Here is a 19,332-nt window from a genome sequence, read left to right on the forward strand (position 1 = left end):
AGCTCCGCAATGGGGACATTTGGGTACATGCCTCGATAGGTGTCCCGGTATTCGGTGATGTGCTGGCGTCCGGCGTCAGTCAGGCGCCATCGGTACTCTCGTACGAACGCCTCCTCGCCTTCCCCTTCAGTCACCGGAAATTCATCGATCAAACCCCGGCTTCTACCTCCGTGAGGCCCATGCGGCCGGTACCCCGTTCCCAGGTAGAACTTCGACCTCCCCCACATATCATCATCTGAAAGGCCGTCCGGCCCGGCGGAGGCCACTTTCATCAGACTGGACCACAGCCACTCTGAAAGCAGGTGCGTCGGCCGCCGTGCCGAAGGCGCCTCACCGAGACCTGCTCGCGCGCAGGCTCGGCCCAAGCGAGTGAGTTCCACCAGGACTCGTGGAACGAAGCCCAGGGGGAACACCTCGACCTGGTCCTCCGAGACCACGACAAGCCCGCGCGTGGCCAGAGCCTTGAACGTCTGGCCAGCACCAGCGTCATGTTCCCCCAGTACCCGTAGGCGGTCCTGAAGGGCCGTGTACCCCGTGAACTCCGGGTCGGCTTTGATTGTGAACGGGATCTTTCTCCACTCTGCCGCAGGAATCCGCTTACCCGAACCGGCCGCGCGCGCAGCCGTCGCCTGACGCTCAACCTCCTGGTCCTCCTGGTAGCAGGCCGCCAGATAGGTGCGCTGCCGCTCATTGAGGCCCTCCCAGATCTCCGCTGCTCGTACGGATGAGTGCTTCCTGCCCTTGGAAGGGGGCTTCGGAGGCACGTCAGCCGGTTGGCTCCGCATCCACGCGTCCATCAGAATCCGGGGCGGCCGTACATCCGGGCCAAGGCGCCGCCCAGCAGCCCCGCAGGTTCCGGATCCCACAGCATCTTGTCCAGTACGGCTTCCATCGGTTCTTTACGCAGATCCACCGAACGCAGCGACATGCGCCCGAACGTACCCCAGAGGCGGCACGCCAAGCCCGACACCGACCTCCTCCGCAGACGGTTCGCGCCTCCGCACCCGCAGTGAGCCGACTTGACGCCCCTGCCGCAGCTCCCGACACCGGGGAGCAGATCTGGAACAACCGGGCCAGCGGCGAGCGCTACTTCACCTCCACGGGGCAGAGAGACGCCCCGCCCAACGAGGAGAGCAATACCTGATGTCGAACGCCGAGACGACCCCCGGGGCCGGCAAGCTGGTGCGCGACCGGATCCCGGAGATTATCCGGAACGACGGAGCCGATCCGGTCACCTATATCGCCGGGCCCGACGAGTATCGGGCCCGGCTGCGGGAGAAGCTGCGCGAGGAGGTCGCGGAGTTCCTGGAGGCGGACGACGTATCGGCGCCCGGTGAGCTTGCGGATGTGGCGGAGGTGCTGCTCGCGCTCGCTGCCGACCTCGGCATCAACCGGGAACAACTGGAGGCGATTCGCGTCGCGAAGGCGAGCGAGCGAGGAGGTTTCGCCGGGCGGATCGTCTGGACGGGAAACCGCTGATACGTGGCGGCGGGGTGCTCACGCCCACAGCAGACGGCAGCCGGTCACGATCGTGGAAGGTTACGCGGCTGCGCAGCGCGATCTGAACGGTGTTTGGCCGTGCCCTCTACCAGTCGCGGCTCAGGTCTCCGGTTTCCGTGTCGAGCAGGCCGGGGAGTGTCGTCTCCGCCTTCATAGCAGCACGCAGGAGCCAGTCGTACGTCCGGATCGAGATCCGGTCGTTCGCGTCTCGGCGATCACGGATCTCGCGGGCGCTGTCCGTCACGTCTTCCCGCCCCATGATGATCAGCCCACGTGCGTCCACGGTGATGCCGGGGAGCGCCGCGCGGGCGGACAGAAGGTTGGTCTTCAGCCACTCGCGCCAGTCCTGGATCTGGTCGATGGCGTGGCGCAACGTGGGCGATTCGCGATGGTCGCCAACGTTCGTGAGCCGCGCGGTGGGGCTTTCCAGCTCGACGAGATGCCAACGTAGGCCCTCCGACGTCTGACTGGCGATGAGGAAGTCTGGGACGTACCTGTCGCCCAGACGAACCTGCGAGCGGACCCAGATCCCGTGGTGGCCAGCGATCACGTTCGCGAGCAGGGCTGGGTGGTTCTCCAGGACAACCTGCATGGGCCTTTCCGCAGTAGCCTTGTCCAATGCTTCCTGGAAAGCCTGGCAGTCTGCCAGCGAGGGGCGCCGCGGGACCTTCCAGGTGTCAAGCAGGGCCAGCTCACGGTTGCTGACGCGCTCGGGGTGCCGATCCTCGGCGACAGCCTCCTCGCGCGCCTTGGTCAGCAGCTCCCCGTGATCGCCGTCCCCCATCTTCACCAGCCGCTTGACTGTGTGGGGCCATGCCCGACGTCCGAGGCCACCACGGAAGTTCAGCTGGCCGGTGAGACTGATCGAGCTGATCTGTCCGTACCGGTCCTCGTCGGGCTTCCTTCTCCGTACGGTGACGGCGACGTCCCCCACTTCGGGCTGTAGCCGTTCCAGGTGGTGGACTGTGCGCCGTGCCCAGGCGACTTCAAGCCACGCGTCCAGGAGGTTCCGGCTGCCTATCTCCTCGATGGCCGGGATACGAAGGCTGGTCTCGGCGGCCACACTGGCAAGGTAGTCATACTCCGGGTCGTCGATCCCCGGGTACTCCCGCAGGCGCAAGGGCTTCGTGAGCTGAGCCCGTAGCAGCGCGGCGGTTACTGGTGTGGGGGTGTCAGCAGCCAAGGGGATCATCAGCGTGTCCGCGAGCGCGAACTGCTCTGCGGTGGGTCCTGCGTACAGATGGCGGAGCTCGTCGGCGACCACCTGCCATGTCGTCTCAGCCATCGGCCGCCGTGCCCTTCTTTGCGGAGAGTTCGATGGAGACCTGCTCGTCCTTCGGCGCTTCGCCATCCTGTATCTGGGCATCTTGACCGAGTCGTGGTCTTGGCCGCCATCTTGTCCCTCGTACGGGTGGCCATTACGACGTGGTCGTGCTGGCGCAGCTGTGGCATGGTCACGAGGTCGTCCAGACCGAGCGGGATGGAGGGGCCGATAGAGCTCTCCGAGAAGCGAGTGCGGGCGAGCCTGGGGTGATCCGGGCCGCGTCCGGATGACGACAGCGGGCTCTTACCGCACCGACTCAGTGTGCCGCACATATGTCCGGTGCGGCCGTGTGACGCTTCAGACGCTCTGATCAGACCGGTTGAGCCGCTTCTGTGTGTACAAGAAGAGACGGCAGACGTGCTCACGGAGCATATGCGGGTCGGCGCAGCAAACCCTTGCTAGTGAGGGCTCCCCGCTGCGGTTGGTCGGGTACCGCCCCTCGTCGCCCTTCGGGTCGCGCTCGTGCAGGTCTCGGATGAACTGGACGATCAAGCGCTGGTCGTCGCCTTCTGCGAACAGGTCGTCACCGTTTTCGGCCAACTCGTCCAACATCTCTCCGAGGCGGTGGATGGCCTTCTGCCGCGGTCCGAGGAACGTCTTCAGCGACAGCTCGGCCAACTGCCGGGCCATGAAGAAGGCCGGCTGCGGGACCCCAGCGTCGATGAGCGCGAGGGAGCCCTGGAAGAACTCGCCGAGCGTGTCCTCGGGTGCGTTCGCACAGTGGGCGCGGGACAGGCACAACGCGTCAGGCGACTCGTGGTCGGTGTCCATGTCACCGAACGGGCTCAGATAGGACATGCCAGGCATTGTGCATCGTCGGGATGCCCGGAGGAGAACGTTTTCCTGGTCGAAAAGCCTCCTGCGCCAGTTCAAGCAGAGGCATCCAGCACGGTCTTAAGATCGCGGTCGCCAGTCACCGGCGCGCCGCCCGCGGTCGCGGTTCGGCCGCCGGCAGTCGAAGTGCAGGTGCCTGCCGCGGCGCGGGGGTGGGTATGGCGACGAGGGTCGTGGCGGTGGACACGAGGTCGGCAAGGAGATCTCCGCCCACGCCGGCGGATAGGCGGATCGTCCATGCTGCGCGGTCGAGGTCGTCTCCGCCATACAGCATCCAACGGTCGGTCGTGGAGTGCGGGGTGTGCTCGAAGGCGATGGCGCCGGCTGCCGTCCAGGTGGTGTGGGTGGGGTGGCTCGCTGGGTGCCATCCGGCGTCTCGGAGGACAGCGTGTGCTTCCCGGGCGGTGAGGGGCGGGGTGTCGAGGTACTGGAGCATCGTGTGGACCAGGGCGACTGGTGTGCCGGTGGTCATAGTGGCGTGCCAGAGGCGCTCGCCGCCGGGCCCGTCGTACTCGGCGATCGTCAAGGCGATGTCGGTACGGCGCCGAGCCTCGTGGTCGAACTCGGCCCGTACAACCAGGGATTCGTGGGAGGCGATGGTCGTCTCGTCGAAGGGACGGTACTTCTCCCACTGGTTCTCGTCGTCGAAGAGGGCGGCGAGGAACGCCTCGTGCTCGCCGGGCTCCGCGGCCGGAGGCTCGGCCACGGGCGCGGAGGTCTCCTCGGTGGTGGACGGGGTCGTGCCCGTGCGGAGCCGGCGGACGGCCTGTTCGAGGTCGGTGAGCGGGGCGGGGCCGGGGCGGACGGTGACGGAGTAGAGCCGGTGAAACTCGGCGACGGCCTCGGCTTCGGTGGCGAACGTGCGGTCGGTCTCCTGCCGGAGGTGGTTCTCGCCGTGGAGGTGTACGTGCCTCCGGACCCCTTCCTTGTAGGAGCCGACGGCGACGGTGGTGTGGCCGTCGTGGGCGTGCAGGTGGATGGTCAGGCGGCCTTCGGCAATGTCGTCGTGGATGCGCTGGGCCGCGGCGCCGACCTCGCGGACATCCGCACGGGAACACCAGGGCATGGAGTAGTTCGCCCAGGTCCACTCCGTGTCGAGTTCCTCCTGGAGGGCGGGGTCGATCTCGGTGGTGAAGCCGTACCGCCGGAGCTGTTCGGCGGCCTGGGCGGTGTAGTGGGGCTCCTCGTGGTCTATGCGGGCCAGGACCATCGTGGTCGGGCCGGTGCTGCGGAAGCCGTGGTCGTGGAGGTGGGAGCGGGCGGCGTCGGCCGTGGGGCCCGTCGTGGTGGCGATGACGGCGGGCTGGTGGTCGGGGTGGAGGGCGAAGCGGACGTGGGAGTCGGCGGGGGCGTACGGCATCGGGTCCTTCGGTGGGTCAGGGGGTTCGGCCGGCGGCGGCCCGTGCGGCGGGCCGCGCAGAAGGCGGCGAGGCGACGGGGGCGCGGCGCGTCGAGGGTCCGGCGCGTGTGGTGGGCGCGGCCCGCGCTCGCTGGGGCAGCGGCCGGCCGGTGGCGTGCTGCCAGCGGGTACGGACGGCGCCGATGTCGGCGAGGGTTCGGCGGGCAGCGGCGACGAGCTGGAACGGTGTGTTCATCGGGTCGTCGGAGTACGCCTGGATGCGGCGGGCAGCGTCGTCCACCGTGCTCAGGAGGGAGCGGGTAAGGGCGCGTTGGCTCCAGTGTTCGACGGAGCCTGCGGGTTCGGCGAGCAGACGCAGTACGTCGCTCGGCTCGCTTCCGTCGTGCAGGAGGCCGCGCTGTTGGGCTTTCCACAGGACGGTGACGGGGTCGACGGGCTCGTGGCGGCGGACGAGGGTGGTGAGGCACTGCCACAGGCCGGCGTGCAGGGGTTGGGTGAAGTCCTCGGGCAGCAGCCACCGTACGGACTCGATGTCGGCGGGGCGGGCGGCGGCGGTCGCGAGCAGCAACTGCTCCTCCTCCGCCGCCTCGGTGTGGTCGGGCACGACGGCCGGCGGGGACACAGGCGTCCGGGGCAGGACGCCGCCGCGGGGCGGGAAGCGTGTGGCGATTTCGTCCACGACCGCGGCGAGCGCGTCGGCCTCGGCGACCACCGACGGGACGGGCTCCGGGAGGGAGGCGTCGTGGGCGGTCTGGAGGAGGTGCTCAGCGGCGGCACGTAGCCGGCGGCGGGCGTGCTCGGCCTCGACCATCCGCGCGTAGGCCGCCGCGTGCCTCGGCCAGGGACAGACCTGGATGAGGGTGTGCAGGTAGGAGGCGGTCAAGCCGCGTGCCTGCTCCCGGCCCGAGGTGAGCACCTTGTTGAGCCACGTGGTGTTCCTCGCGTGCTCATCTGGTTCGGGCGGCGGCAGGGCGTTGATCGCGGCGAACAGGCTGGCGTGCGCGGCGGTGGAGAACGAGTCGGCGCAGATCCCGGTCACGTCGCCGAGACGTCGCGGATCGAGAAGAAGGGCGCCGAGGAGGGCTTGCTCGGCGTGGAACACCGGCGGCGGCGCCGGGGTCGGGTCGAGGTCGTCCTCGTCGGGTTCGGGGCTGTGGGGCATCAAGCGGCCAGGGCGAAGTCGGTCGGGTCGAGGGTGACGCCGAGGTGCGGGGCGAGGAGGTGAGCGGCCAGACGCGGGGGGACCGCGTTGCCGATCTGCGAGAACTGCTGGCCTTTGTTCCCGGCCCACGGGTAGTCGCCGGGGAAGGTCTGCAACAGGCCGGCCTCGCGAGCGGTGATCCGGATCGGCTCCGGCACCGCGGGCACGTCCCCGTCCTGCGGCGACGTCGGGACCGGTTCGGCGACCCAGGTGCACTCGTTGGCGCGGTGTCCGAAGAACAGCGTGCCGGCCGGCTCCTCGATGGACCGGACGGTGGCGTTGGCCTGGTTGTTGCTGCGCAGAGACCACGACCAGCGATGCGCCTCGGCTGTGAACGTCGGCGCCGGGGCGGTGGCGGCACGGTTCTCGCGGGTGCCGTGCCGGGCAGTCCACCCTGCGCCTTCGCGGCGGGAGTTCAGGATCACTCCGTCCGGATGCGGCATCCAGGTGCCGCGCTCCCGCGCGTCGCTGAGGGTCTTGCGGGAACCTGACGGGAACGGTTCGGGTCCGCCGCCCGGCCCGCCGCCGGCGCAGACGGTCGGGACGGGGCGGTCGGTCGCTCCCCAGCCGAGGGCCTCGGCCATGGACACCCAGCGGGCGCGGCCCGGCCCGAAGAGGCTCTCGGGTTCGGCGATCTGGGCGTGGGTCGGCGTCGGGGGTTCGGCGGTACGGACGCGGGAGGCGAGCAGGATCGCCCGCCGCCGGGTCTGCGGCACCCCGTAGTCCGCGGAGTTGAGGATGCCGCACCACACGGAGAAGCCCCAGGACCTCAGGATCTGCGCGTACTGCTTCCACAGCGGCAGCACGTCAGGGACCTCCTCCATGGCCACCCACTCCGGCTCGCCCACCGTGTTCAGGGCGTGGAGGTAGCGCATCGGCTCGGCCGCGAGCAGGGAGCGTTCGTCGCGACAGGCGGCCAGGAGCTTGGTGCGGGTGTCGAGGCCGGCGGCGAGATCGGCGACTGCCTGGTGGACGAGTGGCTGGTCCACCAGGCCGAGGCGCTTGCCCGCCATGGACCATGCCTGGCACGGCGGCGAAGCGATGAACCCCCGGACCTTGCCGGCGAAGATCCATGCCGGGTACATCGCCACATCGGTGCGGATCGTCAACAGGCCGGCCGCCGCCCTGGTCTTGCAGGCCCATTCGTCCCATTCCAGCCCGACGTCGCGGATCCCGAATCGGTGCAGGGGGACGCTCCAGCCACCGGGCCCGGCGAACAGGTCGAGCACGAGCCCCTTCGGCGGGATCACGACGCGAGACCGAAGTCGTCCTGCTCGGCGTCGCCGCGGCAGCTCCAGGGGGAGCAGCCGTTCACCACGCCCAGCTCGGCGGCCTCGGCTTCGGCGTCGTCGAGGGCGGCGCGCTCGGCCCTGGTGACGTGGTCGATCGGGGCCTCGCCGAGCGGGACGCGCGAGCGGTGCAGGAACGCCTGGCCCAGCAGGGTGTTCCCGGTGGCGTTGGCGCGGGCGTTGCCCTTGCGGATGGCCGCGTCGAACTCGACGACGTCCTCCCACTCCGAGGGCGAGGTGTCGCGAATTTTTCGCCACTGGGAATTTCCGTGATAAGGGCAGCCGAGGCACGAGGATTTCGGGGTGTCGGCCAGGCCGAGGGAGGCGAGATAGCGGACGCAGTCGGAACGCGACCAGCCCATGTCGATCAGTGGATGCCGGTTTTGCATGTACTTCACGTCGGCGTCCTTGGCGCGATGGAACTCGTCGGTGGATATGCCGATCCACTGCTCGACGAAGACCCCCTTAGGAACCGGGGCCGGATAGGGGTAGCCGAGAATTTCGCGGATCTTCCCTTTGATCGGCTTTACCTTATATTCCCCGGTGCACTGGCGCCTCGTCATCCCAGGTCGGCCGTCCTTGTTCAGGATGTAGAGGGGCATGGAGGCGAAGCGGTGGTCCGGGTTCAGGGCATCGTCGCGAATATTTCCCGAGGAGACCCGGAGGATCGGTATTCCGGCAAGTTCTGCTATCTCGCGTTCGAGGCGGTCGAGATGGCGGTAGACGGCTTCTGGTTCCCATCCTGTGTCGGCGAAGATCGCGTAGTCGATCTTGGGGAGAATTCCTTCTGCCGAGAGTGCGAGGAGTGCGCTGGACTGCACTCCGGCTCCGAGGGAAAGGGCGCGATACTGAGGGGAGGGGGAATGTGAAATGTGAATTCCTTGGGCGGGGTGAAAGGGGAGCGTCGCGAAGGGTGCAGACGCGTCAGCGGCTCTTCGCCGCGCGGGGCGTGACGGCGGGAGGCGCGGGGGGAAGGGAGGGCAGGGCGGAGCCGGCCCGGAGAGCGCGGCCGGGAGTTCCCGGCTGGAGACGAGAGGGCGAGGGCATCAACTTGACGGCAGCATCCCGGAGTTCGATGGCCGCTGCGTCGAGGATCTCGTCGGCCGCCTCGCAGCACCCGGACACCGTCTCGTTGACCTCCTGGCGCGGAAGCTCCAGGTTCGGCGGGCTGCCCCGGTGCGCGGGATGGGTGGTGAAGTTGTAGTGCGCGATCTCCGCGTGCATGCGGCCGAGTTCTGTCAACGCCTCACCCAGCGGGGCGACGGCGTTGCTGTACGCCTGGAGGGCCGCCTTCGTCGGCCCTCCGGACATCAGGTCGGACAAGCAGTGCTTGATCTGGGCGCTCACGGCTGTGGTGATGCCGATCAAGTCCTCGACGCGGGCGGAGACGCTGTCCACGGCCGGGATCGAAGGTGCTGGCGGCAGGGTCCGCAGCTGGAACCGGAGGCGGTCGATCTGGTCGGCCATGTCGTAGAGGGCGAGTGCATGAGGGAAGTCGGGCAGGACGGTCTCCTTGTGCGGGTGTTTCGGTCAGCGCCGGGTGGGGGCGCGGGGGGTGGGAGGCGGCGCCGGGGGAGTCGGCGTGGGTGAGGCCGGCGGCGTGGTGGAGGTGTACGGCGGGCTTGGTGGCGGGTAGGGCCTGCGGACGGTGAGGACGGGCTCGGGGCCGTGGTCGGTCGAGACGCCGACGATCCGGTCTCCTGGGCGGAGCTGTTCGGCTGGTATCGCGACCAGGTCGTGCACAGTGCCGGACTCGGCGCGCGGGCTCCAGCCCAGGGCGTTGAGGGCGGAGTCCAGTGGGATGTCGTAGGAGCCCATGACGTGGCGCAGCGTGCCGGCGGGGATCTGCGTATGCCGGGCCCAGTCCTCCAGCCCCATGCTGAGCCCGAAAGCGCGGTGGGGAACGCCGCTGCCCAGTGTCGAGCGGTTCTGCGGCTCCTCGGTGATGGCCTGCTCGGGATCCCACCCCGCGGCGATACGGCGCCGCATCGTGATGACGGAGCAGCCGGCGCGCGGGTCGACGGCCCAGTGGGTCAGGGGCTTCGTCTCGCCGAACGCCGTGACGGGCAGGGTGAAGTGGGGGCCGTCAGAGCCCTTGAGAAGGGCCTCCTCGAACGTCATGCCCCCCTTCGTGAGGCGCTGGTGAAGGGTCGCGTACTTGATGCCCGACTGCTCCGCCCAGCCGCGGAGCGTCAGAGTCCGTCCTTGGTAGGTGAATTCCAGGACGGGCTTGTCGTGGCGCTCGCGCGTGATGGCGTCCTCGGGCAGCCACCCCAGGGCGAGCCGTGTCCGCAGTGCCTCGCGGTTGACCGCGCATCGCGGGTCCTGGGCCCATGCGGACAGCGTCTTGGCCTCGCCGAACGCGGTGATCGACCCGCGGGCCAGCTCCCAGTTGTAGCGGTCGGTACGACGGTCTTGAGACTTGGATGCTCGCTGTGGGGCACCACTGTCCGCAGGAGGCGCCGGGATTCCGATCACGTCGTTCACCGGCCCATCCTTCCGGCAGTCTGGCCGGGCCGGCGTGGCGCCGATGCCGCCGGCGCGGGCGCCGACTTGTCTTCAGCCTCGAAAGGCTCGGGCCGGCTCATCGTTGCCGCGAGGACCAGTCGGCCCATCGGGGTGGACGCGACGCGGATCTCGGCCCAGGAGACGGACGGTTCCTCGGTGATCAGGCCCAGTCGTTCGAGATGGAGGAGGACGCCCGGATCGACGGAGTCCTTGTTCAGGCCGACCCAGGTGTGGCCGTCCTCGTCGACCGCGACCGTTCCTGCGGCGACGAGCCGCAGGACCTGGTGGTGCTCGGCTGTGAGAGCGACGTGGGCGCCGACCTCCGGTATCGAGTAGGCGCTGCTGTACCGGTGCATCTCGGCGGCGACCTGCTCGGCGACGGCGACGAGGTCGGTGGCGGAGGTGGCGAGCAAGTACCGGGCTTCATCCACGCTGGCCTGCCTGATGTCGACCGAAGCGATCGAGGCGGGGGCGGACTCCTCGACGGCCCCGGTGAGCGCGTCGACCGCGGCCCGGGTGACGACCTGGAGCTGCGCGAGCCTGGAGCGGACGGTGTGGTCGGTGTGGTCGATGAGGGACATCGGCAGGTCTTGGTGGGACGCACGTACTTCGGCGGTCGTCTCGACGAGCGATTCGATCGTGGTGCGCAGGCGGTTGATCCGTTCGGTCGCCTCCGGCGTGCCGAGGGTGGGGTCGTTGAGCGCGTCGAGGCACCGCGTGTACACGGTCGCGAGGGACAGCGTCCGCAGGCAGACGGTGAAGTGCGGTGCCTGGGGCAGGTTTGGGGTCATCGGAAGGGCTTTCTGGCCTGGGCGGCGAGGGCCGGCTTCAGCGGGTGCGTGCCGGCGACGGGAGCGGGGCCGGGAGCGGTGCGGGGCTGTGGGCGCGGCGGGCGGCCAGGTAGGCGGCGGCCTCGCGGGCGTCGGCCACGGCGGCGGTGTAGTGGGGAAGGACGCGGTCGGTGATCCGCCAGGCGGCGCGGACCGGATCGAGCGGGACGGCGACGGAAGGCGGCGCGGGGAGGTGGTCGGTGATGTCCTCGTGCAGACCGAGCGGCACGACCGGGCAGACCAGAGCGCGGTCTTGGCGGTGCTCGACGAGGTAGAGCATCAGACCGTCGGACCCCAGAAGGAGCGCTGCGCGCAGGCAGGGCGCGAGACCCGGGCGGTCGTCCCAGGGGGTCCAGATGCGGCCAGTGTCCATGGACTGGTCGAGACGACGGTCGTAGAACCGCGGCTGCGCCGCCCAGGTGCCGGGGAGGCGTTCGGCGGCCTGGTGAGCGAACCGGTGAAAGGGGTGCATGGGGTGTTCCTCGGAGTTCAGCGGACACGGGCCCGATTAGGCTGTGCCGCGAGCGCGGGCAGGGGCGTGACCGGCGCGTACGCGCGGGTCGCGTGGGAAGAGGGCCGTTACGCGGCCTGCTCGAAGTCGCCCTTGGACGGTCGCTGTTTGGCGACGGCGCGGGCGGTGATGGCCTGTGAGGCGCGGGCGGAGGCGGCGGCGAGCTCTTCGGCACCGGGCTCGGCGTACCAGGGGCGCAGGTCGAGCATGGCGACGCGCATGCCGGTGGCCAGGCACAACGCGCTGCCCTTGGGCAGGGCGCGGATGGCGTCGGCGGGCAGGATCCGCTCCTGCCGCATGCTGATCGAGGTCGACTTGCCGGACTCGGAGACCGAGGTGGAGGTGGTCTCCACGTCGTGGTCGCCGATCATCCGCGAGAGCTTGTCGGCGAAGTCCGGGTCGTCGATGCCGGAGCCGATCACCTTCACCGTGGCCGCGGACCACATGGCGTCCATGCCGGCGTCGCCCCAGACTTTCTGGCCCTGGCGGTAGCTCTGCAGGATGGTGATCGGGATGATGCCGCGGGAGCCGAGGTGGGAGTACAGGTCGGGCAGGTCGCTGATCTTGCACACGTTGGCGGCCTCGTCGAGGATCGCGAGCATCGGCGGGTCGAGTCGTCCGCCGGCGCGTTCGGCCTGTGTAGTCGCGGCCCGCATCACGGAGTCCGCGCACGCCGCGATCAGCGCGCTCGCGCCGCCTCCGCCGTCCTTCGACAGCAGGAACAGTGTGTCCGTGGAGGTCACGAAGTCGGCCGGCCGGAACTCCGGGATGTTCTTCTGCGGGGTGACCCAGGCGGCGATCTCGCTGTTGAGGAGGGCGGAGGCGTACTGGCGGGCGGTCTCGTAGATGCCGTCGCGCGTCTCGGGCGGCCCCTCGACGGTGCCCTTGAGCTGGGCTGCGACCGCGGCGAAGCCGTGATCGCGGAGGATGTCGAGCGGAGTACGGTCGGCCGGGAAGGCCAGCCAGTGCATGATGTCGGTGATCGGCCGCTCGTTTAGGGCTGCGGCCAGGAGCAGCTGGGACAGGATGTTGCTGCCGGCCTTCGACCAGAAGTCGCCCTGCTGGGAGGCATCGACGCTCGCGGCGAGGAAGTGCCCGGCGAGCCGTCCGGCGCCGTCGAGGGTCTTGGCGTCGGCGAGCGGGTTCCACCACATGGTCCGCTCGGCGTGGGCGATCTGCTGTGGGTCCATCGACCACACCCGTCCCACGACGGCGCGCGCGTCGAGGCACGCGGTGTAGGCGTCGCCGGCCGCCTTGTTCGAGGTCAGCAGGACCGGTCCGGGCGCGGCGAGGATGGAGGGGATCGCCAAGCTGGTGGTCTTGCCGGAGCGCGGGGCCATGATCGCGACGGCCACATCCTCGAAGCCCATGCGGACCTCGTGACGGGTCCCGGCGAGGTTGCCGAGGAGGACGCCGGCGTCGCGCGGCTCGATGTGCTTGGCGGCCTTGAGGCTCGGCCGCAGCGAGCGCGCCTTCGACTCGATGGCCTTGGCGAGCAACGGCTCGATGTCGCGGGCCTTGGCCATCCCGTCGACCTTCTTCTTCCGGCCGCCACCTCGGTTCTTGTACCGCAGCCACACGGCTCCGCCAGCGGCGGCGAGCAGCAGCGTCACCAGCACAGGGATGACGCGGGTGGTCAGGAGCAGAGACGTTTCTCCGGCCTGCGGCCACAGCTGTTCGGGGCGCAGGAGAGCATCGGCCGGCCGGTAGGGCGCCCAGGTGCCGGTGCCGGTGGCCCAGGCGGTGAGGTTGCCGCCGAGCCAGGCGATGGAGGCGAGGGGAAGGCCGACGGCGAAGGCGCCGAGGAGGACCTTCAGTGCTATGTCGTAGCCGTCGGAACTGGAGGAGGGAGCGGAGCGCAAGCGGTGGTTCCTTGAACGGTGCGGACCCTTGGTGGGGCGAGGAGCGTCAGCGGGCGCGGCGGGGCGCCGGCGGCGGGGTGGGAGGCGCGGGCGGTGGAGGACTGGCGCGGCGGGCGGCGAGGCGCTCGATCCGCTCCGGCAGCGTGCGGGCGACGCTCTCGGCTGGCCACTCCTGCCAGTGCAGGGTGATCCTTCGGCGGGAGAGGCCGACGGTCTGCTCGTGGGAGCGGCGTACCGGCTCCGGATCGGCGAGTGCCTGCATGAACGCGGCCACGAGGACTCGGGGTGTGCCGCTGCTGAACCAGGCTTTCCACACGGGGTCGTCCTCGTCGAGGCTGGCCGTGATACGCCAGTTGCGCCTGCCGGAGAGATTGAAGTGCTCGCCCCTCACACGGCCGTCCGGCGAGCGGAACTCCCCGTTGCGAATGGAGTTCCATCCGGCGTCCCACAGCGGCTGGTAGGGGGCGGATATCGCCCGCGCGTTGTAGCCGGGGTCGGTGAGCGCGTCGGTGACCGAGGCGATCAGCTCGACGGGCGTCCCGCCGTCGAAGGAGGCGTTCCAGACCGATCCGGTGCGGCCGTCGCGATGCGAGAGGTGCCACCACGGCTCGTTCGGATGGGGCTCGAGGCGGAGCATCGACTTCTGGTCGGGGCTGGTCAGGATGACCCGGGGCATGAGCGGGTCGTGGCCGTGGCTCCACCCGGCGCCGGCGTGCAGGGCGGCAGTGACCCAGGCCGGGTCACCGGGGCCGGCGAGGTAGCGGGGGGAGATGAGCGCCTGCTCGACTTTGACGCTCACCCGCGCCTCCCCGCCGGGCGTCGTACCGGCGACGGTACGGCACCCAGGATCCGTGTCGGTGCCTTAAGGGCGACGGCGTGGATGTCGAGGAGGGCCCGGCCCTGGGTGGCCCAGGTGTCCAGGGAGTCCCATGCCTCCTCGTTGCGCTCGGCAAGAGAGTCGACGAACTCCTCCTGCGACACCGGTGGCAAGTCACGCCGAGCTTCGCGGACTTCGGCATGTCTACGCCGGAGCGTCTCCAGCTTCTCCAGGGCGCGGGCGAGCTCGGCGAGCTGCCACGCCCATCGAGGCTCGATGTCACCGGCGTTGACGTGCTGGAGCTGGACGGCGGCCGTGGCGAGCAGCTCCCGGGCCGAGAGTCGGACCTCCTGGAACGCTCTCCAGGTCTCGGAGTCCCGCTGGACCATGCGCCAGCCGTACGACACCTCGTCGTACGGCCAGCCGTCGGCGTCGGTGTGCTCGTCGGAGTAGGCGTCCCAGGCAGCGAGGATCGCCTCGCTCTCGGCCAGGAACACCTCCAGCCGCCTCAGCAGGAGGGCGTGCCGGTCGGACGGGAAGGTGGTGGACGGTGTGGTCAGGGTGTTTCCTTGTGTCGAAGGCGGTGGTCAGCGGCTGCGGGCTGGTGTCGAACGGGATATGCCAGGCGTGCTGATCGGCGAACGCGGCGAGCTGCCGTTCGCTCAGCGGCACCGGCCGCACCCCTGCCCGCCCTCGGCGGCACTGCCGTACAGCTCACGGAGGCCGTCGAGTACGCCGTGGAGGGAGTGCTGGTCGGCCTGCTCCCATGCGGCGGTGCGCAGCTCGTTGATCAGCAGGTCGCCGGCCAGGGTGCGCGGGGCGTCCGGGTGGTTCTGGAGGGCTCGGGCGAGAGCGCGCAGGGTGTCGGCGAACTGGACGGGCAGGCCGGTGTACTCATCCAGGAGGGGCTCGGCGAGGGCGAACGCCTCTTCCGGGTCGGGGTTCTCGCGGAGGTAGTCGGTGAGGCGGGAGAGGGTTTCGGTCGCGGTGCGGACGGCGTCCGGGGTGAGCGGGGGCATGGGGTCCTCGGGACGGTAGGTGTCGGGGTCAGCGGCGGGTCCGGGCGCCGCCGGCGGGGGTGTAAGGGCGGGCGGTGGCGCGCGGCCGGGAAGTGCGGGCGCTGTTACGGGCCCAGGTGGCGGCGCGGGCGGCCGTGATCCGGGCCTGCTGCCACGCGCTGAGCTGGGAGGGCTTGACGGAGACCGACCAGGTGCGGATCTGCGTGCTCAGCGGAACGCGTCCGCGCGGACGCATCACGGGGTCGGGGTTGGCGAGTTCGGCCGAGAAGGCTTGCACCAGGTGCATCGGCGTGCTCGGCGAGAAGTTCGCGGTCCAGCCGTTGCCCTGGCTGTCCTTCGCCCCGGTCCACCACATCGCCTCGCCTCCGGGGCCCTGGTGATACTGCATCCACGCAGTGCCGTCGGGGCTGGTCGCGGTGTAGTGCTCGCCCTCGAATCGCGTGTGCCAGTTCTGCTCCTGCAGCGGCGCCCAGACGTTGGGGGCGTGCGCGGAGCACGGCCGGGTGAGGGCGTCGGTGAGGCCGGCGACGATCTCCACCGGAGTCTGCCGGCCCAGGTGCGCCGACCACTCGTCGCCGTGACCGTTCGCAGCGCCGTGGACGGTCCATCCGCCGGGCAGGACGTAGGGGTCGTACGAGATGCGGACCGTGCGGTCCGGGCTCTCCATGGCCAGGGGACCGCCGGTCTTGGAGTGGTCCCGCCATCCTGAGGCCCGCAGGAACTCTGAGATGTGGCGGACGTCGCCGCCGCCAGCGAGGCCGCGGGGATGGACGAGGTAGTGCTGCTCGGCCTGCTCGCCCGGCCCCCAGCCCTGCCACGTCCTCTTCATCGGTGCCGCCGGATGACGAGCGGGGCGGGCACCGGCGGCTTCGCCGCTGTTGCGGCGGGCTGGGCACCGACCCGCCGGAGGGTGGCACGGTGCTCGTCCAGGTCTCCGCCGATGGCGTCGAGGTCGTTGGCGGCCCGGCCGAGAGCGAGCCACACCTCGGCCGGCAGCACGCCCCTCTCGGCCTGCGCCTTCGCGAACGTGCTGCTGACGGACACGAGGCCGGTGACGCCGTCGAGCAGTCCGTCCTCCAGGTCGAGTACGTGAGCGATGACCTGCACCGCTTCGTGGGGAGGGAGCTGGGCGAGGTGGTCGGTCAGCAGGCCGAGCTGCCGGGCGATCTCGTCGGCCAGACGCACGGGGTAGGGGGCGGGGTGGGACATGCTCCTCCGGGTCGGTGGGCGGTCAGTGGTGCTGGTGGTGTACGCGTTGGGTCTCGGCGAGGACCGCCTCCGGGCGGGCGCCGGCCAGCGGGGAGACCTGGTCGGGGCCGGTCGGGATGCAGGCGCGCAGGTAGCGGCGGAACAGGGTCGTCGCGAGACGGGGCTTGAGCAGGGCGGTGATCGGTGTGGGTGTACGGGGTGCTACGGGTTTCTCCGGAGGTCGAGCGGGGCGGGGCAGGCGGCCCCAGCCGAGGCCGGGGCCGCCCGAACGGTCTTACGGGGTGCGTCGGGCTGGTGCCTTCGGGATCACCGAGCCCGGACGGCCGGGGCTCGGGTGCCGGCCGTAACCGGGGGCACGGACGCCGGGGCCGAGGTGGGCACAGTCCGGCCTGCCGGATGCTGGAGCGCCGTGCCGATGCCGAGCGCTTCGAGCTGCGGTCCGATCGCGCGCAGGGCACGGGCCTGCGCCCGGGTGTCGTCCGCGCCGAGGCGGTAGATACCGCTGCGCGGATCCTGGATGAAGCCGTTCGCTTCCAGGACGGCACCAGCCCGGTCGCCGATAGGGGCGGTGGCGACGCTGCCGTCCGGCTGCCAGGTCAGGACGAGACGGTCCGGCTGGGAGGGCTGGATGCCGCCCAGGGCGTTGTCCCGGACCTGGGCGAGGGCGCTGTCGTAACGGACAAGGAGGTCGCCGGCGACCTGCTCGGCACCCAGGAACGGGTCGTCCGCCAGGGCGATGCCGTTGGGCTCGGGGACGGCGCGGTACGCCTCGTCGGGCAGGGCGCGCGGGGCGACGGCGGCGACGAGGAAGCCGTCGCGCTCGTCATGCCGCTCAAAGAGGACAAGCTGGGCGCCGTCCGGGCGGCTCAGAACGGCTGCCTGCCGCAGAGGATGCTCGGTGAGGGAGGCGGCGACCAGGTCCAGGTCCCAGATGCGATCAGCGAGTTCAGCGAGATCGTCCTTGGCGTCCGGCGGGACGTAGGAGCTGGTCCAGGTGTCGGGAAGTTCTCCGGCGAGGACGTCGGCGTACGAGGCGAGCCGCTCGGAGGCGTCATGGTCGTGCATGGTGTCCTTGGGCGAGGTGAGGGTCAACGGCGCAGGCCGGCGGCGACCGGGGGCGGCGGTGCCGGAAGCGTGCGCGGCGGGGGGCGGGCAGGCACACACGGCGGAGCGTTCGCGTTCGGTGCGGGGACCTCTTCGGCGCAGGTGCTGCGGCCGGGGTGAGGGGCGTGCCGGTCGGCGAGCGCGTGGCGGGTGTGGGTGAGGTCGCTGCGGAGGACGCGGAGGTGCTCGTCGGCGAGGTAGCGCAGCCGCCGGGTGGTGTACGAGTCGGACGCCTGGCCGAGCCCGTCATGGAAGTCTCGGCGGTGGCAACCAGCACCTCACCCAGAGCGGTCACGATGCCGTCGTGAGCGGCGGTCAGCTCGGTCAGAGCATCGGCCGCTTCGTCGGTCGTGGTGGCTTCGCGGATTCTCTGGGCGAGGTGAGTGACGGAGGAGCCCAGCGGCAGGTAACTCGCAGGACGGGAGTCGGAGTCGAAGTCCTCGTGACAGTCGACGTGGTACCCGGCGGCGCGAAGCCGTGCGACGGCGTCGCTGGCGAGGCGGTTCTCGTCTGGCTCGGCCAGGCCAGTGGGGGCATGGTGGTAGGTCTCGTGGAGACGGACGACGGCAACGAACCCGGCGCGCTGGAGGAGGCTGTGCGCTTCGGGGTCACCGGCGCGCGCGAGGACTTCGTCGGCGGATCGCGGCGGATGTCCAGGAAGCGGGCGGCAAGGGGCAAAAAGACGTTTCTCCTACAAGGTTCGGTGGACGGGGCGCTGGACGGTGCAGGGAAAGGTGGAGGCCCGGGGCTGGACCAGGTGGTCGGCGGTGGCGTCCAGGTCCTGCTGGATGGTGTGCAGGCGGCGCGCAATCAGCTCCAGGCGGTGCGCGGTGTCGCTGCCGGGCGGGGAGGCGATCAGGTACGCGACGTGCTCGACGAGTTTGCGGACCACCGTCAGGGCGCCGGCCTGCTCGTCGGCGAGCTGCGCGAGCACGCTCGCGAGCTGAGCCGAGGCCGTCTGCGCGAGCCGGGAGTCGGCCCGCGCGGACGCTGCGGCCGGTACCGGGATCAGCTGCAGGTCCTGTTCGATGCGGCGGGCTTCTGCCGCGAGCCGCCGCAGGACATCGGCGGGCGGGGCGTGCCATGCACCGTCGAGGTGGATCAGCTTGGCGATGAGGTCCAGGCGCCGGGGCTGGGCCTGGACGGCGATCCACCGGCAGCCGTGTCCCTTGCCCGGGATCTCGATGCCCGCGGCGCGGGCGAGCCGGTGGGCGACCTCGGCCCACTCGGGGCCGGTCAGATCCCGGTCGTCGGGATGGAGCCGGACATCGAGGTGGAGGATCGCCCGCCGGTCGTCGTCCGGACTGGCGCTGAACAAGTGCTCCAGGTACGGGTCTTCGAGATGCGCGGCCCACTGGATGGTGGTCCAGGTCTTCTGCTCGTCACCGGACGTGTGGCCGTCCAGTCCCGGCCAGTGAGCGACGACCGTGTGCTCGGCAGGCTCTCGTGGGGTGAGACCGGGCGTCCGAGTGCCTTGGAGAGCGGACCGTACGGAGTAGGGGTCCGCTCGTGCAGACGCGGGATCACCGGCCGGCCCGGACGTCGGCGACGTGCACGAGCTGGCCCACGGCGGTGGTGGTGTACCAGCCGCAGTCGATCAGGGCGTCGTCGCCGGGGTACTTCGGCAGGAGGGCGTCCTCCATGGCCCGCAGGTGGATCAGGCAGTCCGGGCAGCGGCGCGAGAGATGCACGAGGTAGCGGGGGTGGGCAGTCACGTAGGACTGTTGCCCGCCGGTCGCGTCACGCAGGCGCCAGCCGTCCTCGTCGGTCGGCAGATGCCAGGACGGTGCGACCACGCGCATCGCGTCGCCCCACAGCTCGCCACCGGCTACGCCCTTCAGGACGACGACCGTGTCACCGGCCTGGAAGTGGGAGTGGGTGACGTCCCGGTCGGGAGTGAGCGGGTCGGGAGTGAGCGCGACCACGGGGTCGGGCGGGAGCTGGGACATGCGATTCCTTCCACG

General features: G+C 70.5%; 22 protein-coding genes. 2 read left to right on the forward strand and 20 right to left on the reverse strand.

Annotated features, from left to right (window positions below; all coding sequences use genetic code 11):
* Positions 1-796 precede the first annotated feature (796 nt).
* Positions 797-928 (reverse strand): hypothetical protein, encoded by a 132-nt coding sequence (locus IE326_RS41615; RefSeq protein WP_268983048.1) that lies wholly within the window; start codon positions 926-928, stop codon positions 797-799.
* Between the two features lie 81 nt (positions 929-1,009).
* On the opposite strand from IE326_RS41615, the gene IE326_RS41620 reads away from it, so the two are divergent.
* Together IE326_RS41620 and IE326_RS32880 are read left to right on the forward strand one after the other, a co-directional pair.
* Entirely contained in the window at positions 1,010-1,144 is a 135-nt protein-coding gene (locus tag IE326_RS41620) for a hypothetical protein (RefSeq protein ID WP_268983049.1), read from the forward strand.
* Entirely contained in the window at positions 1,144-1,479 is a 336-nt protein-coding gene (locus IE326_RS32880) for a nucleoside triphosphate pyrophosphohydrolase (protein ID WP_190044075.1), read from the forward strand. Before IE326_RS41620 ends, IE326_RS32880 begins: the two co-directional genes overlap by 1 nt.
* Positions 1,480-1,585: 106 nt before the next feature.
* Here the strand turns inward: IE326_RS32880 and IE326_RS32885 are convergent, their stop codons facing one another.
* The 19 genes from IE326_RS32885 to IE326_RS32975 all read right to left on the reverse strand — a co-directional run bounded on the left by IE326_RS32885 (position 1,586) and on the right by IE326_RS32975 (position 19,317).
* Entirely contained in the window at positions 1,586-2,785 is a 1,200-nt protein-coding gene (locus tag IE326_RS32885; protein ID WP_190044076.1) for a Shedu anti-phage system protein SduA domain-containing protein, read from the reverse strand.
* 336 nt (positions 2,786-3,121) lie between these two features.
* Positions 3,122-3,622 carry a hypothetical protein gene (locus IE326_RS32890; protein ID WP_190044077.1) on the reverse strand — a complete coding sequence of 167 codons (501 nt, stop codon included), beginning with the start codon at positions 3,620-3,622 and terminating at the stop codon, positions 3,122-3,124.
* Positions 3,623-3,737: 115 nt separating this feature from the next.
* Positions 3,738-5,018: a hypothetical protein gene (locus IE326_RS32895; RefSeq protein WP_190044078.1), complete on the reverse strand. Its 1,281-nt coding sequence runs from the start codon at positions 5,016-5,018 to the stop codon at positions 3,738-3,740.
* Positions 5,019-5,034: 16 nt separating this feature from the next.
* A complete protein-coding gene (locus IE326_RS32900; RefSeq protein WP_190044275.1) occupies positions 5,035-6,180 on the reverse strand; it encodes a DnaB-like helicase N-terminal domain-containing protein in 1,146 nt (381 codons plus the stop codon).
* Positions 6,180-7,469 carry a DNA cytosine methyltransferase gene (locus IE326_RS32905; protein WP_190044079.1) on the reverse strand — a complete coding sequence of 430 codons (1,290 nt, stop codon included), beginning with the start codon at positions 7,467-7,469 and terminating at the stop codon, positions 6,180-6,182. Before IE326_RS32905 ends, IE326_RS32900 begins: the two co-directional genes overlap by 1 nt.
* On the reverse strand, positions 7,466-8,329 hold the full coding sequence (locus tag IE326_RS32910) for an adenine nucleotide alpha hydrolase family protein (RefSeq protein WP_190044080.1): 864 nt from the start codon (positions 8,327-8,329) through the stop codon (positions 7,466-7,468). Before IE326_RS32910 ends, IE326_RS32905 begins: the two co-directional genes overlap by 4 nt.
* A gap of 103 nt (positions 8,330-8,432) precedes the next feature.
* Positions 8,433-8,975 (reverse strand): hypothetical protein, encoded by a 543-nt coding sequence (locus IE326_RS32915; RefSeq protein WP_190044081.1) that lies wholly within the window; start codon positions 8,973-8,975, stop codon positions 8,433-8,435.
* A 63-nt stretch (positions 8,976-9,038) separates the two neighbouring features.
* Positions 9,039-9,995, reverse strand: coding sequence for a hypothetical protein (locus tag IE326_RS32920; RefSeq protein WP_190044082.1), 957 nt, complete (start codon positions 9,993-9,995; stop codon positions 9,039-9,041).
* Positions 9,992-10,807: a hypothetical protein gene (locus tag IE326_RS32925; protein WP_190044083.1), complete on the reverse strand. Its 816-nt coding sequence runs from the start codon at positions 10,805-10,807 to the stop codon at positions 9,992-9,994. Before IE326_RS32925 ends, IE326_RS32920 begins: the two co-directional genes overlap by 4 nt.
* 37 nt (positions 10,808-10,844) lie before the next feature.
* Positions 10,845-11,318 (reverse strand): hypothetical protein, encoded by a 474-nt coding sequence (locus IE326_RS32930; RefSeq protein WP_190044084.1) that lies wholly within the window; start codon positions 11,316-11,318, stop codon positions 10,845-10,847.
* 107 nt (positions 11,319-11,425) lie between these two features.
* The gene (locus IE326_RS32935; protein WP_190044085.1) at positions 11,426-13,219 is read right to left on the reverse strand and encodes a type IV secretory system conjugative DNA transfer family protein; all 1,794 of its coding nucleotides are present in this window, start codon (positions 13,217-13,219) and stop codon (positions 11,426-11,428) included.
* Between the two features lie 46 nt (positions 13,220-13,265).
* On the reverse strand, positions 13,266-14,018 hold the full coding sequence (locus tag IE326_RS32940; protein ID WP_190044086.1) for an SPDY domain-containing protein: 753 nt from the start codon (positions 14,016-14,018) through the stop codon (positions 13,266-13,268).
* Positions 14,015-14,533 carry a hypothetical protein gene (locus IE326_RS32945; protein ID WP_190044087.1) on the reverse strand — a complete coding sequence of 173 codons (519 nt, stop codon included), beginning with the start codon at positions 14,531-14,533 and terminating at the stop codon, positions 14,015-14,017. The genes IE326_RS32940 and IE326_RS32945 overlap by 4 nt, the downstream gene beginning before the upstream one ends.
* Before the next feature lie 165 nt (positions 14,534-14,698).
* Positions 14,699-15,055: a hypothetical protein gene (locus tag IE326_RS32950; RefSeq protein ID WP_190044088.1), complete on the reverse strand. Its 357-nt coding sequence runs from the start codon at positions 15,053-15,055 to the stop codon at positions 14,699-14,701.
* Positions 15,056-15,083: 28 nt separating this feature from the next.
* Positions 15,084-15,884, reverse strand: a complete 801-nt coding sequence (locus IE326_RS32955; protein WP_190044089.1) for an SPDY domain-containing protein — start codon at positions 15,882-15,884, stop codon at positions 15,084-15,086.
* A complete protein-coding gene (locus IE326_RS32960) occupies positions 15,881-16,264 on the reverse strand; it encodes a hypothetical protein (RefSeq protein WP_190044090.1) in 384 nt (127 codons plus the stop codon). Before IE326_RS32960 ends, IE326_RS32955 begins: the two co-directional genes overlap by 4 nt.
* A gap of 306 nt (positions 16,265-16,570) precedes the next feature.
* Complete coding sequence (locus IE326_RS32965) at positions 16,571-17,329, reverse strand: hypothetical protein (RefSeq protein WP_190044091.1); 759 nt, start codon at positions 17,327-17,329, stop codon at positions 16,571-16,573.
* A gap of 730 nt (positions 17,330-18,059) precedes the next feature.
* Entirely contained in the window at positions 18,060-18,686 is a 627-nt protein-coding gene (locus IE326_RS32970) for a relaxase/mobilization nuclease (protein WP_229915760.1), read from the reverse strand.
* Positions 18,687-18,891: 205 nt separating this feature from the next.
* Complete coding sequence (locus tag IE326_RS32975; protein ID WP_190044092.1) at positions 18,892-19,317, reverse strand: hypothetical protein; 426 nt, start codon at positions 19,315-19,317, stop codon at positions 18,892-18,894.
* Positions 19,318-19,332 lie beyond the last annotated feature (15 nt).

Source organism: Streptomyces filamentosus (assembly GCF_014654895.1).
Classification (GTDB): domain Bacteria; phylum Actinomycetota; class Actinomycetes; order Streptomycetales; family Streptomycetaceae; genus Streptomyces; species Streptomyces filamentosus.

Coding starts and splice junctions, on each gene's coding strand:
- IE326_RS41615 (WP_268983048.1), bottom strand. CDS start 928: ATGTCGCTGCGTTCGGTGGATCTGCGTAAAGAACCGATGGAAGCCGTA.
- IE326_RS32880 (WP_190044075.1), top strand. CDS start 1,144: ATGTCGAACGCCGAGACGACCCCCGGGGCCGGCAAGCTGGTGCGCGAC.
- IE326_RS32885 (WP_190044076.1), bottom strand. CDS start 2,785: ATGGCTGAGACGACATGGCAGGTGGTCGCCGACGAGCTCCGCCATCTG.
- IE326_RS32890 (WP_190044077.1), bottom strand. CDS start 3,622: ATGTCCTATCTGAGCCCGTTCGGTGACATGGACACCGACCACGAGTCG.
- IE326_RS32895 (WP_190044078.1), bottom strand. CDS start 5,018: ATGCCGTACGCCCCCGCCGACTCCCACGTCCGCTTCGCCCTCCACCCC.
- IE326_RS32900 (WP_190044275.1), bottom strand. CDS start 6,180: ATGCCCCACAGCCCCGAACCCGACGAGGACGACCTCGACCCGACCCCG.
- IE326_RS32915 (WP_190044081.1), bottom strand. CDS start 8,975: ATGGCCGACCAGATCGACCGCCTCCGGTTCCAGCTGCGGACCCTGCCG.
- IE326_RS32925 (WP_190044083.1), bottom strand. CDS start 10,807: ATGACCCCAAACCTGCCCCAGGCACCGCACTTCACCGTCTGCCTGCGG.
- IE326_RS32930 (WP_190044084.1), bottom strand. CDS start 11,318: ATGCACCCCTTTCACCGGTTCGCTCACCAGGCCGCCGAACGCCTCCCC.
- IE326_RS32950 (WP_190044088.1), bottom strand. CDS start 15,055: ATGCCCCCGCTCACCCCGGACGCCGTCCGCACCGCGACCGAAACCCTC.
- IE326_RS32955 (WP_190044089.1), bottom strand. CDS start 15,884: ATGAAGAGGACGTGGCAGGGCTGGGGGCCGGGCGAGCAGGCCGAGCAG.
- IE326_RS32960 (WP_190044090.1), bottom strand. CDS start 16,264: ATGTCCCACCCCGCCCCCTACCCCGTGCGTCTGGCCGACGAGATCGCC.
- IE326_RS32965 (WP_190044091.1), bottom strand. CDS start 17,329: ATGCACGACCATGACGCCTCCGAGCGGCTCGCCTCGTACGCCGACGTC.
- IE326_RS32975 (WP_190044092.1), bottom strand. CDS start 19,317: ATGTCCCAGCTCCCGCCCGACCCCGTGGTCGCGCTCACTCCCGACCCG.